The organism is Nostoc sp. (assembly GCF_036917135.1).
Taxonomy (GTDB): domain Bacteria; phylum Cyanobacteriota; class Cyanobacteriia; order Cyanobacteriales; family Nostocaceae; genus Nostoc.
Genome location: NZ_JBALEA010000090.1, coordinates 42,098 through 55,730, shown reverse-complemented (window position 1 = coordinate 55,730; position 13,633 = coordinate 42,098). Strand labels below are relative to the sequence as shown.

General features: G+C 41.1%; 13 protein-coding genes and 1 CRISPR repeat array. Of the genes, 5 read left to right on the top strand and 8 right to left on the bottom strand.

All coding sequences use genetic code 11. The annotated features are described in order from the left end of the window. Nucleotides 1-218: 218 nt before the first annotated feature. Nucleotides 219-1,541, top strand: a complete 1,323-nt coding sequence (locus tag V7K50_RS28355; RefSeq protein WP_334965997.1) for a Rid family detoxifying hydrolase — start codon at nucleotides 219-221, stop codon at nucleotides 1,539-1,541. 99 nt (nucleotides 1,542-1,640) lie between these two features. Here V7K50_RS28355 and V7K50_RS28350 read toward each other — a convergent pair whose 3' ends face one another. Together V7K50_RS28350 and V7K50_RS28345 are read right to left on the bottom strand one after the other, a co-directional pair. Further along, nucleotides 1,641-2,621 (bottom strand): magnesium transporter CorA family protein, encoded by a 981-nt coding sequence (locus V7K50_RS28350; RefSeq protein ID WP_334965995.1) that lies wholly within the window; start codon nucleotides 2,619-2,621, stop codon nucleotides 1,641-1,643. A 92-nt stretch (nucleotides 2,622-2,713) separates the two neighbouring features. Continuing rightward, nucleotides 2,714-4,774, bottom strand: coding sequence for a tetratricopeptide repeat protein (locus V7K50_RS28345; RefSeq protein WP_334965993.1), 2,061 nt, complete (start codon nucleotides 4,772-4,774; stop codon nucleotides 2,714-2,716). Between the two features lie 315 nt (nucleotides 4,775-5,089). Between V7K50_RS28345 and V7K50_RS28340 the strand changes: the two genes are divergently transcribed. Next, nucleotides 5,090-5,398, top strand: coding sequence for a hypothetical protein (locus V7K50_RS28340; protein ID WP_334965991.1), 309 nt, complete (start codon nucleotides 5,090-5,092; stop codon nucleotides 5,396-5,398). Between the two features lie 58 nt (nucleotides 5,399-5,456). Here V7K50_RS28340 and V7K50_RS28335 read toward each other — a convergent pair whose 3' ends face one another. Beyond that, a complete protein-coding gene (locus V7K50_RS28335; protein ID WP_334965989.1) occupies nucleotides 5,457-7,289 on the bottom strand; it encodes an aspartate kinase in 1,833 nt (610 codons plus the stop codon). Between the two features lie 111 nt (nucleotides 7,290-7,400). Beyond that, nucleotides 7,401-7,976, bottom strand: a complete 576-nt coding sequence (locus tag V7K50_RS28330; protein ID WP_334965987.1) for a Uma2 family endonuclease — start codon at nucleotides 7,974-7,976, stop codon at nucleotides 7,401-7,403. Nucleotides 7,977-8,124: 148 nt separating this feature from the next. Here V7K50_RS28330 and V7K50_RS28325 point away from each other — a divergent pair, with 148 nt between their 5' ends. Further along, entirely contained in the window at nucleotides 8,125-8,319 is a 195-nt protein-coding gene (locus V7K50_RS28325) for an AbrB family transcriptional regulator (protein WP_334966167.1), read from the top strand. Then, on the top strand, nucleotides 8,306-8,611 hold the full coding sequence (locus tag V7K50_RS28320) for a hypothetical protein (protein ID WP_334965985.1): 306 nt from the start codon (nucleotides 8,306-8,308) through the stop codon (nucleotides 8,609-8,611). The genes V7K50_RS28325 and V7K50_RS28320 overlap by 14 nt, the downstream gene beginning before the upstream one ends. Before the next feature lie 119 nt (nucleotides 8,612-8,730). Then, nucleotides 8,731-9,277: direct repeats of the CRISPR family, unit length 37 nt; unit sequence GTTTCAATCCCTAATAGGGATTTTGATGAATTGCAAT. A gap of 169 nt (nucleotides 9,278-9,446) precedes the next feature. Here the strand turns inward: V7K50_RS28320 and V7K50_RS28315 are convergent. From V7K50_RS28315 to V7K50_RS28300, 4 genes are all read right to left on the bottom strand, one after another. Beyond that, entirely contained in the window at nucleotides 9,447-9,569 is a 123-nt protein-coding gene (locus V7K50_RS28315) for a hypothetical protein (protein WP_334965983.1), read from the bottom strand. Between the two features lie 11 nt (nucleotides 9,570-9,580). After that, a complete protein-coding gene (locus V7K50_RS28310; protein WP_334965980.1) occupies nucleotides 9,581-11,092 on the bottom strand; it encodes a BamA/TamA family outer membrane protein in 1,512 nt (503 codons plus the stop codon). A gap of 16 nt (nucleotides 11,093-11,108) precedes the next feature. Next, complete coding sequence (locus V7K50_RS28305) at nucleotides 11,109-11,966, bottom strand: DUF3598 family protein (RefSeq protein WP_334965978.1); 858 nt, start codon at nucleotides 11,964-11,966, stop codon at nucleotides 11,109-11,111. Nucleotides 11,967-12,053: 87 nt separating this feature from the next. Next, nucleotides 12,054-12,956 (bottom strand): cell division protein FtsX, encoded by a 903-nt coding sequence (locus V7K50_RS28300; protein ID WP_334965976.1) that lies wholly within the window; start codon nucleotides 12,954-12,956, stop codon nucleotides 12,054-12,056. 111 nt (nucleotides 12,957-13,067) lie between these two features. On the opposite strand from V7K50_RS28300, the gene def reads away from it, so the two are divergent. Continuing rightward, entirely contained in the window at nucleotides 13,068-13,631 is a 564-nt protein-coding gene (gene def, locus V7K50_RS28295) for a peptide deformylase (RefSeq protein WP_334965974.1), read from the top strand. Nucleotides 13,632-13,633 lie beyond the last annotated feature (2 nt).

The window sequence follows — 13,633 nt, the reverse complement described above, 5'->3', positions numbered from 1 at the left end:
AGTCGTCCCTCCCTTGACTTTTCACGGTATCTGGAAAACCTCTCTCCTAAAAGGGCGATCGCGATGCTGACCTGATGGCATTATGGGATACGTCCGAGGTTGGGGTAGGAGGAACGAACCACAGAGGCGCAGAGGGCGCAGAGAGTGGAGGGGAGAGGAATATCTGTGACACAAAGTTTTTGTGATTATACTGTGTCAGTGGTATTTAAAGGTGCATTATGGACGCTAAGGAACTTTTGGAGAAATACGCCGCAGGACAAAGGAACTTTCAGACAGCAGTACTGAAAAATGTAGACCTCAGAAATACAGACCTGATTGAAATAGACTTATCGAATGCCAATCTGATTGGTGCAAATTTCAAAGGTGCAGATTTAAGTAAGGCAGACCTGACAAAGGCAACAATTTACGGAACCGATTTTAGTAGGGCATGTCTGACAGCCGCAAATTTCAGTAAAGTGAATGGTGGTACAGCAAACTTTAGTGGTGCAAACTTAAGCAGTGTTAACTTAAGTGGTGCAGAACTAGGTAGTGCAAACTTGAGTCACGCCAACTTAGACAAGGCAAATTTGAGTAGTGCAAATTTGAGTAGTGCAAACTTGAGTCACGCCAACTTAGACAATGCAAATTTAAGTGGAGCAAATCTAAGTAGTGCAAACTTGAGAGAAGTTTCCTTGAGAGGAGCAAATTTGAGTAATTCAACACTCAATAGTATAGATTTTAGTGGACTTTCCCTAGTAGGAGTGAATTTGAGTCGAGCTAACTTAGAGGGCGTAAACTTTCAAAAGGCAAATCTACAGGATGCCAAACTGCAAGCAGTGAATTTACAGAACTTTAATCTATCAGGCTTAAATTTGACTGGAACTGATCTGGCTGGAGCCAATCTCGGACAGGCAAACCTCAAAGAATCTTGTCTCCAAAGAGCAAATTTGGAGAGAGCAGTTCTGCAAGGAGCAGATTTGAGAAAGGCAAATTTGAAGGAAACAAATTTGACAAGAGCAGACTTGACTGATGCTACTACTTATGGATGGCTAATTGAGGATGCTGACTTCAGTCGTGCGATAATGCCAGATGGAGAAGTTTACAAACCGATCGCACCTGAAGCGGAAATCGGTAAACAGGAAACATCGTTAGAGAAAGTAATATCTATGACTCGTAAAGTAATTAATACTGATAAGGCACCGGCTCCAGTTGGCCCTTATAATCAAGCGATCGCAGCTTCTGGTCAATTTGTATTCGTCGCTGGACAAATTGCCATCGATCCCCGCCTTGGTGATGTGGTCTACACTGATGATGTTAAAAAGCAAACTGAGCAGGTATTAGCTAACCTTGAAGCCATCCTCACAGCAGCTGGTGCAACTTTTCAAGATGTGGTGAAGACTACTGTATTTTTAGCTGATATGAATGATTTCGCGGCGGTGAATGCCGTTTATGCCAAATATTTCCCGGAAGATACAGCCCCAGCACGGGCTTGTGTGCAGGTATCGCGCTTACCTAAAGATGTGTTAGTAGAAATTGATGCGATCGCAGTGATTAGTGGTTAGTGCCAGCATGAGTTATTTTAATCTACATTCCTTCAAGAGACTCAGATCCCCCACTTGTTCAATAAGTCGGGGATATTTTTGTTCGTAACTTGATAGACATTACAACCAACGTTGTTTTTTAGCATAGACAATACTACCAATCACAATTGATGCCATAACGCAAATCACAACAGGATAAGACCAAGGTTGCTCTAATTCCGGCATATATTTGAAGTTCATTCCATAGAAACCAGACATGAAAGTGATTGGTAAAAATATAGTCGAGAGGATAGTTAGGCGATTAATTCGTTCACCGGTTTTGCTAGCAATATTATCGCGTTGAATTTCCATTAATTCTGACATCCAGGCTCTCAGAGCTTGATATTCTTGCCAGAGTTTATCAACGTGATGAACCAATTCTTGATTGAATAGTTCCTTCACTGGCTGGCTAATCCATTGGAAATCTTCGTTATCCATAATACCCATAAGTAACTTGATACTTTGAAAATTACGGCGTCCAGAACGAGTAGATTGCCTCATTGTGGCAATTTTTTTGTACGTTGATTCATCACCGGAATTGTCTAAAACTTCATCTTCTAAATCATCAAGTTTTCTAGAAATATACTCAAATACAGTTTCATAATTATTTAAAATATCTTTAAAAATGAGATAAAAAAGATAGTCAATTCCCAACTTATGAATATCTAGAGTTCGCTTTTGCAAATTATTAGTTAGAATGCTTAAAATTTTTAATTCAGTGATTTCAAAGGTGATGATAAAATTATTTCCAACCACAATATTGCCACGTACAACCTCAAACTCATGATTTTTTATTTGAGAAGATAAGATTTCATAGCTATCAAATAAACAATCTTCTACATCTTCATCAATTCCTAGAGGTGAATGGTTAAAAATCATGTTAACACGAGATGGATTGAGTCCAAAGTGCTTGATAATTCTGGCTGTTCCAGTGCGATCGCGGAAGTGAACACAACGCAACCAAATATTGTGAGAGCCATCAATTCTTTTTAGTACCGTATCGACATCCCTACTGGTAAATATTTCCAGGTTATCTGGATGAAAAGTGAGAAGAATTAGCATATAGCAATCCTAATTGAGTCGTGATAAAATACGGTGACTCATTTTGAATGATAGTTTCTTTAACTACAGATAACACTTAATAATTCAAAATTTCAATTCTTTTCTATTTTCCCAGATTTAGGGCGAGTATTTTTCGCCGGTGCTGAATTATTTTGGAGAATTGCAATTTCCCTCTGTGCATCTTGATAACTATCTTGCTCTCCTTGTTGTTGGAATAGTTTGGCAGCTTTTTGGAAATCTGCGATCGCACCTGATTTATTTTTCTGCTTGGTGCGAATCACACCCCGGTTATAGTAGGCTAAGGCATTGTTGCCATTAATTGCGATCGCTCGTGAATAATCCTGATTTGCAGCTTTTTTATTTCCCAGTTCGAGATAGGCGTTACCACGGTTGTTGTAAGCTACTACATTATTAGGATCTAGCTTTAGGGCTGCGGTATAATCTTCAATAGCGCCTTTATAATCTCCGAAAGAAAAGCGGTAAATAGCTCTGTGAATATAAGCTGCAATAAATTTAGGATCAATCTGTAAAATAGTATTGTAATCTTGATTAGCCTCGATTTTATCTCCTAGATCGCTGTAAACATCCCCACGATTAAGATAGGCTTCTATATATTTGGGGTTAATATTAATTGCGTCTGTGTAATCTTTAAGTGCTGCATATTTTTGATTATTAACAAATTGAGTTAAACCCCTTTGATAATAAGCTTTAGCATCAGTAGGATTAATCTTAATTATTCTATCAAAATCTTGGATTGCTTCAAGTCTTTGTCTGAGGCGACGGCGGAGAATCCCTCGCTGCAAGTAGGCTTCGGTATACTGCGGTTTGAGAGCGATCGCTTTGTTAAAATCTTCAATTGCTCCTTTATTATCCTTCAGTTCAGCACGGGCTAACGCGCGGCCATAGTAAGCGTAGACATCCGCAGAATTTAACTTAATTGCTTGGTTATAGTCTGCGATCGCTTCTTTGTACTTGCCTAATTCCGAAAAAGCAAATCCTCGGTCATAATAGGCATTAGCATCTTGAGGATTGAGCAAAATCGCTTGGCTAGAATCTGCTTGTGCTTGCTCGTAGTCTCCTAATCGATAATAAGCATCACCTCGCCTATTATAAGCCAAAGCGTTTCGCGGATCTAATTCAATAGCCTGATTGAAATCTTCAATTGCTCCTTCATAGTTTCCGGCATCATATTTATTTAGTCCATCTTGATATAATTTTTTTTCAGCATTGTTTACAGGTTTTGGCGAGTGCAAAAACCATGCTCCAACACCAAGTATGATACATCCAGCTACACCCATTAGAACTAGTAATAATTTTTTATCATGCTGTTTTTGCTGATGGGCTTCAACATTGTTTAACTTTTTTAGATCATCTAAAACTTCAGTTGCATACTGATAGCGCTGACGATAGTCAAAACGCACCATTTTATTAATAATTTTGACTAATTTACTGTTAAACTTTAGATTTTTATCGCGCCAAATTATTTCACCTGTCAGGTTATTTTTCTGAGTTCGCAAATTAGATATTTCCTTTGTTGGTAAACCTCTCAAGGCTGCGATCGCAACTATACCTAAAGCATATATATCACTGTTATATTTGAGGTTGCCGTTAACTTGCTCTATAGGCATATATTCGAGATTATCAACGGTATTATTGATAGCTTCATTAACAGTACCAAAATTAACTAAAACTAACTTATTATCTAACTCCCGCCGAATAATATTTGCTGGTTGAATATCCCGATGAATCACGCCATAGCTATGTACAATCACCAAAATTTCTAATATCTCTGACAAAAGAGTAATTACTTGGTCTTCACTCAGAGGTTTTGCCTGGATAATTTCGTCAGTTAAATGATTACCGGAGATGAATTCTTGGACTATATAGAATTCTTCATTTTCTTCAAAATAAGCAATTAGCTTTTGAATTTTATCGTGTTTTTGTCCTAGTTGTTTTAATGTTGCTGTCTTTCTGGCAAACAATCGGTGTAAGATTGTTAAAGTTTGAGGATTGCTACTAGGAGGACATAACAGCTTTACTATAAATTGCTTGTCAGGAAGATTAACATCTTCAACTAGATAGGTTTTACCCTTTTCCCCATCACTGAGAACTTTTAGTATTCGATAATGCCCATCTAATAAATTACTATTCATCAATATCAATCTAGTTTTATAAATTGTTTGATTATAGCTTAAGTAAAAAATTTAAAATGAGATAATTTATTTCTTGAAAATTCCTTAAGCTTATCCTCGCTTAACGGCTAACGGGTAGAGGTTTAAAGAGCAATACGCTTGGGTTAGGGACTTCCAACAAATAAATTACCCAATCTTGTGGGGTGGGCAACATGAGCGCCCTTGTATATGGGCGGGCGAGACGCCCACCCGCGACACGGAGAGAGAAGAAGGAGGAGGAAAAAATTGCTTAGGGACTGACAAGAAATAAATTATCCATTTTGTGGAGTGGGCAACATGAGCGCTCTAAATCTGGGACGGGTGGGGACACCCATCCCACAAAAAATTTGGGATGTTTTTTTATTTGTCAGTCCCTTAACTGAACTGTATTGGTTTAAAGAGTGTCAAACCAAATCTATCAAACTCACGCCATTGCAAGCCGATCTGACTTTTCACGTTATGTGGAAAAGCCGTGAAAAACCTAACCCCCTAACCCCCTTCCCTACAAGGGAAGGGGGAAAATTCAAAGTCTCTCTCCTTTTAGGAGAGAGATTTAGAGAGAGGTTTTCCAGATACCGTGAAAAGTCAGACAAGCCGATGCATTAACAATGCAAGAAGAAAATAGTTCCTGTATTTACAGCAAAGAGGGAGTTATAGTCAGGTTTTACGCTGGAACAACAAATTTCTCACTACCAGCCAATTCAAAGGCTGCATGAATGGCTTGCAAAGCTTTAACACCTTGCTCTTGTGCCACGACACAACTAATTTTTATTTCTGAGGTGGCAATCATTTGAATATTAATTTGTTCTTGGGCTAAAGCTTCAAACATTTTAGCGGCAACACCTGGTTGTCCTACCATACCTGCACCGACAATACTCACCTTAGCGATCGCACGATCTAAAACAACTTCACCCCATCCTAATTCTGCCGCTACTTGGGTAAGCATCTTTTTGGCATTTTCCCCATCCATCCGCGAGACGGTAAAGGCAATATCTCGCCGAGGAACACCATCAATTACCCGACAGCGCTGAGATTGAATAATCATGTCAACGCTAATATTATGCTGCGCTAATAATCCAAACAACTTCGCCGCCATCCCTGGACGATCTGGTAATTGGCGAATGGCAAGACGCGCTTGATTCAAATCGAGGGCGACACCACGAACGGGAGAAGTGGGGGAGGAGTGAGGAGTGAGGAGTGAGGAGTTAGGAGTTAGGAGTTCTCCCCCGTTTCCTGCTTCGATCTCAAAGGCGGTGCGAAGTGCGTTGACGGCGCGATCGCATTGGGTGGCATCGACTACACAACTTACTTTGACTTCGCTGGTGGAAATCATTTGAATATTCACGCCAGCTTCGGCTAAGGTGGCGAACATTTTCGCAGCTACACCGGGACGGCCAATCATTCCTGCGCCGGCAATGCTGACTTTGGCAATGTTATGTTCTATCATTACCTCGGCTTCGTCAAATTTGGGGTTAGGTTGACTCCTCAGTGCTGGGGCGATCGCTGCTGCTACTGCTTCTGCACGTCTTAATATTGGTGTTGCTACTGTAAAGGCAATGTCATTACTGTTACCTTCATGAACTGATTGAATAATCAAATCTACGTCTACTTTTTGCCGAGAAATTTCGCCAAATAACCTGGCTGCTACCCCTGGTTTGTCTGGTACGCGCAACAAAGCAACCTTTGCTTGGTTAGTGTCAAATTCTACAGCATCCACTGGACGAGCAATTTCTAGATTGATTAGCGATCGCCCTTGGGGTTTGGCTGATGTCACCCAAGTACCTGGTTGATCCGTCCAACTAGACCTAACTACTAGGGGAACACCGTAGTTACGGGCAATTTCCACAGCCCGGGGATGCAATACTTTTGCACCCAAGCTAGCTAATTCCAACATTTCATTGCAGGTGATGGCATCCATCAACTGAGCTTCGGGAACTAAGCGGGGATCTGTAGTGAGAATCCCTGGAACATCTGTATAAATTTCACAAAAATTCGCTCTTAACGCGGCGGCGATCGCCACTGCTGACGTGTCAGAACCACCACGCCCCAAAGTGGTAATTTCCATCTCTCCGGCGCTGGATGTACCTTGGAACCCTGCTACTACAACTACTTTGCCTTCATTTATGTGGCGACTTAGGCGAGTAGTTTCAATATGCAAAATCCGAGCACGGCTGTGTTCAGCTTCAGTAACAATTCCTACCTGAGCGCCAGTCATGGAAATTGCGGCTTGTCCGAGTTCTTGCAAAGCCATACTCAGTAAGGCAATGGTTACTTGTTCGCCAGTGGAAAGCAGCATATCCATTTCCCGGCGGTTAGGATTTGGAGAAATTTCATTAGCTAGTTTGACGAGTCCATCGGTGGTTTTGCCCATTGCCGAAACCACTACAACGATAGAGTTTCCAGCTTTAACCGTTTTATAAACACGCTGTGCAACAGCTTGAATACGTTCCACTGAACCGACAGATGTACCACCGAATTTCTGAACTATGAGCGCCATAACTTTTTATTTAATCAATTGTGCCTGGTTTCATCAACACTTCCGCCGAGTTAGGAAACCTTGAAGGCTTATCAGTTATATAGTTTACTAAATATCGCGCCAAATGCCCCATCATAATTGTTCAAAAACTACATCTTCGTAGAGTGCTGCCATTGTTTCCTCAAAATCTACGCTGTTGAGTCGAAATGATTGATGTTCTGATGTATAAGTTTGTAAAACCCACAACCCTTCCTCATTGCGTCGGAAACACTCGACTCGCTGACGTTTTGTATTAATTAAAACATACTCTTGCAAAGTTTCCAGTGTTTGATAATCGGCAAATTTATCGCCCCGGTCAAAGGCTTCGGTAGAATTAGATAAAACTTCAACAATTAAACAGGGAAATCTTTTATAACCTGGCGTTTCTCGATCTTGTTGATCGCAAGTAATCATCACATCGGGATAATAAAAGCGATTTAGGGATTCGATTCTGGCTTTCATGTCAGCAATGTAAACACGGCAACCAGAACCGCGTATATGATTACGGAGGAGAGCAAACAGATTTCCAGCAATGGTAACGTGTGGATCTAGCGCTCCAGCCATTGCGTAAATATAGCCGTCGATGTATTCATGCTTGATATTGCTCTGTTCCTCCATTTGGAGGAATTCTTCAACGGTGACGTAGTTTTGTTGGGGTGAGGCTATCATATTTTAAAGGTTTGATTGTGCCGATTTACCTATGGCGGTGCGTTAGGCGCAGTAGACTTAATAATCAGGTAAGTAACTTATGTAAGGAACCTGGATAATGGCTAGTGCGACCATCACCACTAAAGGACAAGTAACTATTCCTAAATAAATTAGGGATTATCTTAACCTTGATACAGATAGTAAGGTTGATTTTGTCATTGTTGAAAATGGAATAGTTAAATTAATTCCCTTAAATATCTCTATCCAAAGTTTATCAGGGATTTTACACCGTCCGGGAATGAAAAGCGCAACTTTAGAACAAATGGAAGCTGCAATTAAAGAAGGCTCAAGTGATTGGACTTGATACAAATATTTTAGTACGGTACTTGACAAAAGATGATGATATAGCATTTCCTGACCTAGTAAGGTACACCCGTAGGGGCACGGCACTGCCGTGCCCCTACACCTTGCGATATAATGTTGTACCTCATCTGAATGGGAACCGCTATAAGCAGTATGAGCAAGCTGCTGAAATTATCGAAGGTGGAGAGCAATGTTTTGTTGCTAATATAGTTATTTGCGAATTAGTTTGGGTTTTGCGGAGTAATACTTATCAATTTAGTAGAGAAGAAATTAGTAAGCTGTTGCGCCTTTAATTTGCACTAATATTTTTTCAACATGGTTGTGGGGTGGGCATCTTGCCCGCCCTGATTGTGCAAGATGTATACATAACAGCTATTCTTTTTTCTCAACAGCCTTTTGAATCTCTCGCCACGTTTCAATCCCTAATAGGGATTTTGATGAATTGCAATGAATAGGGTTTTAGGTAAAAAGGCAAGCTTCCCTTTTTGTTTCAATCCCTAATAGGGATTTTGATGAATTGCAATTCTAGTCATCTCATTAGCAATTGCATGTGTTCTTCGTTTCAATCCCTAATAGGGATTTTGATGAATTGCAATTTGCAATCATTACAGCAATAGCCAGGGTATCCCGGCGTTTCAATCCCTAATAGGGATTTTGATGAATTGCAATTTGGGATATTGTTGATATCCTGAATTGTCGAGATAAGTTTCAATCCCTAATAGGGATTTTGATGAATTGCAATTGGAGCAACCAGGAAGATACCAACTCACAGAAAGTTTCAATCCCTAATAGGGATTTTGATGAATTGCAATCGTTTTATAGCAACATTACAGTTGACTTTATTTACGTTTCAATCCCTAATAGGGATTTTGATGAATTGCAATAATTGCACTAGCAGGAATCCAGATTTCCTTATAGCTACGTTTCAATCCCTAATAGGGATTTTGATGAATTGCAATGGCGGGAGCCTGAAAGCCTTACTATATTTAGTTTTCAAGGTGCGGTTGCGCGAGTCTAGAGTGATCATAGCATTAGAGAATTCCTTTGGGAAGAGTGCCAGAAAAATTTCAAGGCTAAAACCTTGTTTTGATAAGCATTTCAGAGGTTGCGCGGATGATAATTGGTCTATTAGTGGGGTGAAATGCTTGCTGGTGTTGGGATAGAAGCACTTTTTTCGGGCTGGGGAATTTGTACACCTACCCTTCCCCGCAAACCCAGATGCATTTTGCCTTCCCACAGGGTTAGTAACATTACAGTTGGGATTAAAATCGCTGACCTGTGGTAACTTCAAATCTAACTTCCCCTTGGTCGCTAATTCCTAAGTCGCCTCGAATTAGCCCAAAGGATGACTTGACTCGCAATCCTAAACCGTAACCAAAGCCACTTCCAGGTTTGTTTCGCAGTACTCCTGGTTCTCCTAGCACGCTTTCGCTAGATCCGAAATCTGAGGCGAAGTCTGTAAAAAGAACTCCTCCGATTGACTGTACAATTGGGAAACGATATTCTACTGAAGCTAAACCATAACTCCGACCACTGGCAACTTTACCATAATCGTAACCCCTGACAGAATCTAGTCCGCCAATATTAAAGGCATCTGCTGGTGGAAAGTCTCCAATAATCGTGCCAATTTGGAAATTAATCGCCAACATTTCTGGATTCTCAGTTAGTTTACCATTACCGATCCAACTAACTGGTAAATACTGAATATAGTTTCCCCGTAGGCGGTTGCTGGAAATATTACCCAGTCCAATGGGAATCGCTTGCTCTGTGCTGAGGGTGAGGATTGATCCTTGAGTGGGATTTTCTCGGCGATCGCGTTGATCTCTAGATACAGCAAATGATACTGTGAATAAGTCATCAATGCCAGTACCGCTCAAAGATAAAGGACTCCCTAATCTATCGACCTGTGCAACGTTATATTCTCCATCGCGTAGGCTAATCCTGGTATAGTTCAGACTCACAGATGTATCCCACTCATCAAAGGATCGCAAAACTCCCACAGAAGCGCCAAATCTTCCCTCGCGTACTCTGTCACCGTTAGATAATCTGATATCTTCGTTGAAGGTTCCTGATATATTTCGATTACGAAAAGCTCTAATGGTGTAGCCTAAGCGGTTTGGTTCTTCAGGACGATAACGGCTAGTAAACTGACCATTAAACTGGACATCTTTACCGCTAATCTGCACAGTTGTATCTAATTTATCGTTAAGGCCACTAATATTTGCATCTTTATAACCCACCCGACCGTATAGCCCAACGTCGTCGTTATCACCGCCTCCTAAGATTAGAGAAGGGAAGCTACGCTCTTTGATTTCATAGATGATATTAACGCTGGCAGTATCTTCTTGTCGATAAACATTGACTTGATTAAATGACTCTAATCTCCTCAATCTTTGCAAGTCTGCTTTCAGTAAATCTTCACGGAATACCTGACCAGGTTTGAGTTTCAACAGACTAATGATAAAATCTTTTTGAGTCCGCCCTTTAATCGGCTGACCTTTGTCATCGAGCAATTCATCTTTGTTATTAATAAAACGAATCTCGATATTTTTGACAATTCTCTGGGAAAACTCGATAGATTGAGCATCTACTGGAGTTGATCCGATATAATCACCATATTTGGCATACCCACCCTCTATCTGTAATGTCGGTTTTGGTGTCACAATACTACTAGCACCACTGTCAGTATAAGATTGCGATTCTGCAAGAGCCTCTGGATTTTCACCATTCACTAAGATTAGTGCGATCGCAACTACAGCTATTTGAATACGCATAAATAAAGTTTGATCATTACACCCTTTCTTCAGTAACTAATGTCAGACTAACCCATTCGCCTTTCTCGTTGTAACTGCGAATCATCCGTTGGCGCAGGTTTGGCTGGATTAACCAACCCACTTCTAGAAATAAGGGTTGACGTAATTGCACTTTGAGGGGAGAAGTTGCAGAAGCGCCATCTGGTAACATTAATACTTGTATCTGCTTTTCTGGATCTTGGTCAAAGAGGATGATGGAATCTTTGATGGTCGCAGTTGAGGTAATTGTGCGTAGACGCGTTGGGGAAGCCTCTCGCAGAGAAGCGGCTTGTCGCGAGACATCGCCAAAAGAGAGACCTTGAATTAATCGCCCAGTATCATCAAGTTCTAACTTTAAGGTTGTAGAGTAAGTATCAGGCGATCGCCAATCTGGATATATCGTCACTGCTTGCCCTTGCCATTCTCCCAACAAATCATTTATCTGCAAAGTTGGACGTTCTGCTACTGGCGTTCCAGCAAGGTGTTCTCGAATTAAAATTAATTCCTTTAGCTGACCGGTTTTATCAAACAGTTGCACCAGACGCAAACGCCGATTTTCATGAACTAAAGCAAGTTCTGCCCCAAATTCAGAAAAAGGCCCAAGCTGAATTAGACCTTCCGAAAATGAGCCGTTTTCAAAAAACAGCAGACCCCCACCCACAGAACTAAATTCTCTGATTACATCTTGTCCCAAACGGTTCAGAGTTAGGCGCACTGTCTGATTATGGTTCAAATGTTCTAGAGAAAGACGGCTAGGAGTATCTTTCAGAAATGTACCTTGGGGAGAAAAATTGGTAAATGAACCTTCCCAAACACCGAGGTTCTGCAAAAAACATTCCCATTGCGATTTTGTCATTTGTCATTTGTCATTTGTACTGAGCGACTTGTGCCGAGCGAAGCCGAGGTAAGCCGAAGTATTGGTCATTGGTCATTTGACGAATGCCTATCCTTTAGCAAAACGTCGGACAGCAAATAAGCTTCCCATTAATCCTACCGTGGCACCGAAGCTCAAGAGAATTAGGGGCAATAATAAAATTTCTGCTGAAGTGAGTTGCACTCTGTTGGTGATGACTTGGATAAACTCAGGTTGATTGACTAGCAACTTACCGAGAAACTGTTGAATCAGAGAAATAAAACTCCAAGCGATCGCACCACCAACTAAACCAAAGGCAATTCCTTGTAAAATAAACGGCAGGTAAATCCAAGCAGAAGTCGCTCCCACTAGTTGCATAATTTCAATTTCTTGCCTTCGCGCCATGACAATCAGCCGAATTGTGGTGGTAGTGACTGCGATCGCTGTTAAAGTTAGAATAATCGTAATTGTTAAAGTTATCCAGTTCAAACCTTGGTGCAACTGGGCAATGCGTTTGACTGCTTCATCCACATACTGCACCGTCTCAACTCCTCGTAACTTAGCCAACTGTGTTGCTAAAGTTGGTACAACTTGAGAATTGAGCGCTTTCACCTTCATCTCATCAACTAGAGGATTGTCACCTAGTTGCTGGGTAGCACCCTCAATATCAGAAATTCTCATTTCCTTCACTAACTTCGTCCAAGCTTCCTGTTTGGTAATGGTTTTTATCCCCGCCACCTCTGGCATTTTTGCAATCAATGGCTCAATACTTTCGATCTGTGTATCCGGTTCCAGATATACTGATACTTCTAGCTGGCTACCAAACTGGTACAGAAGTTTTTCCACTTGCCAAGAGGTTTGCAGACTCAAGCCGAATAAAAACAGTAACACCGTCACAGTACTTATAGCTGCCCAATTCATCCAACCTCCCCGCAGTAAACCGAGGAAAGTTTCTTTGAGTAAGTAGTCAAGTTTTGTGAGAGATTTAAACACACATCACCCCAGTAAAAAATTCATAACTCATAATTCATAACTCATAACTCGATTAACGAGCTTGGTAGAATTAAGATAGTAGGAATTTTCACCATTTAGCCATCGAGACTCATGCCCTCTGAAATTGCTGTAGAGAAAAAAAAGTTAAAAAACCCACCTTTGGAACTTCATTATTTAGGCGATCGCGTGTTGCGTCAAGCTGCAAAGCGAATTTCTAAAGTAGATGACGAACTCCGCCAAATAGTGCGCGAAATGCTGCAAACTATGTACAGCAAGGATGGCATTGGTTTGGCTGCGCCCCAAGTGGGAATTCACAAACAACTAATTGTCATCGACTTGGAACCAGAAAACGCAGCTAATCCGCCCTTGGTGTTGATTAACCCCACCATTAAACAAGTCAGCCGCGAACTCTGTGTTGCCGAAGAAGGATGCTTGAGCATTCCTAACGTATTCCTGAACGTGAAGCGCCCCGAAGTGGTGGAAATTGCCTATAAAGACGAATACGGTCGTCCCCGGACATTAAAGGCTAATGACCTCCTCGGACGCTGCATTCAGCACGAGATGGATCACCTGAATGGCGTGGTATTTGTAGATCGTGTGGAAAACTCCTTGACTTTAGCCCAGGAGCTATCTAAGAATGGCTTCTCGTATCAAGCGGTGAAACCAATAGTATAGGG

Bases quoted from the DNA above. Each gene is read 5' to 3' on its own strand.
- V7K50_RS28335 (WP_334965989.1), bottom strand. From the start codon at position 7,289: ATGGCGCTCATAGTTCAGAAATTCGGTGGTACATCTGTCGGTTCAGTG.
- V7K50_RS28350 (WP_334965995.1), bottom strand. From the start codon at position 2,621: ATGCTAATTCTTCTCACTTTTCATCCAGATAACCTGGAAATATTTACC.
- V7K50_RS28345 (WP_334965993.1), bottom strand. From the start codon at position 4,774: ATGAATAGTAATTTATTAGATGGGCATTATCGAATACTAAAAGTTCTC.
- V7K50_RS28310 (WP_334965980.1), bottom strand. From the start codon at position 11,092: ATGCGTATTCAAATAGCTGTAGTTGCGATCGCACTAATCTTAGTGAAT.
- V7K50_RS28355 (WP_334965997.1), top strand. From the start codon at position 219: ATGGACGCTAAGGAACTTTTGGAGAAATACGCCGCAGGACAAAGGAAC.
- def (WP_334965974.1), top strand. From the start codon at position 13,068: ATGCCCTCTGAAATTGCTGTAGAGAAAAAAAAGTTAAAAAACCCACCT.
- V7K50_RS28340 (WP_334965991.1), top strand. From the start codon at position 5,090: ATGAGCGCTCTAAATCTGGGACGGGTGGGGACACCCATCCCACAAAAA.
- V7K50_RS28305 (WP_334965978.1), bottom strand. From the start codon at position 11,966: ATGACAAAATCGCAATGGGAATGTTTTTTGCAGAACCTCGGTGTTTGG.
- V7K50_RS28315 (WP_334965983.1), bottom strand. From the start codon at position 9,569: ATGTTACTAACCCTGTGGGAAGGCAAAATGCATCTGGGTTTGCGGGGA.
- V7K50_RS28330 (WP_334965987.1), bottom strand. From the start codon at position 7,976: ATGATAGCCTCACCCCAACAAAACTACGTCACCGTTGAAGAATTCCTC.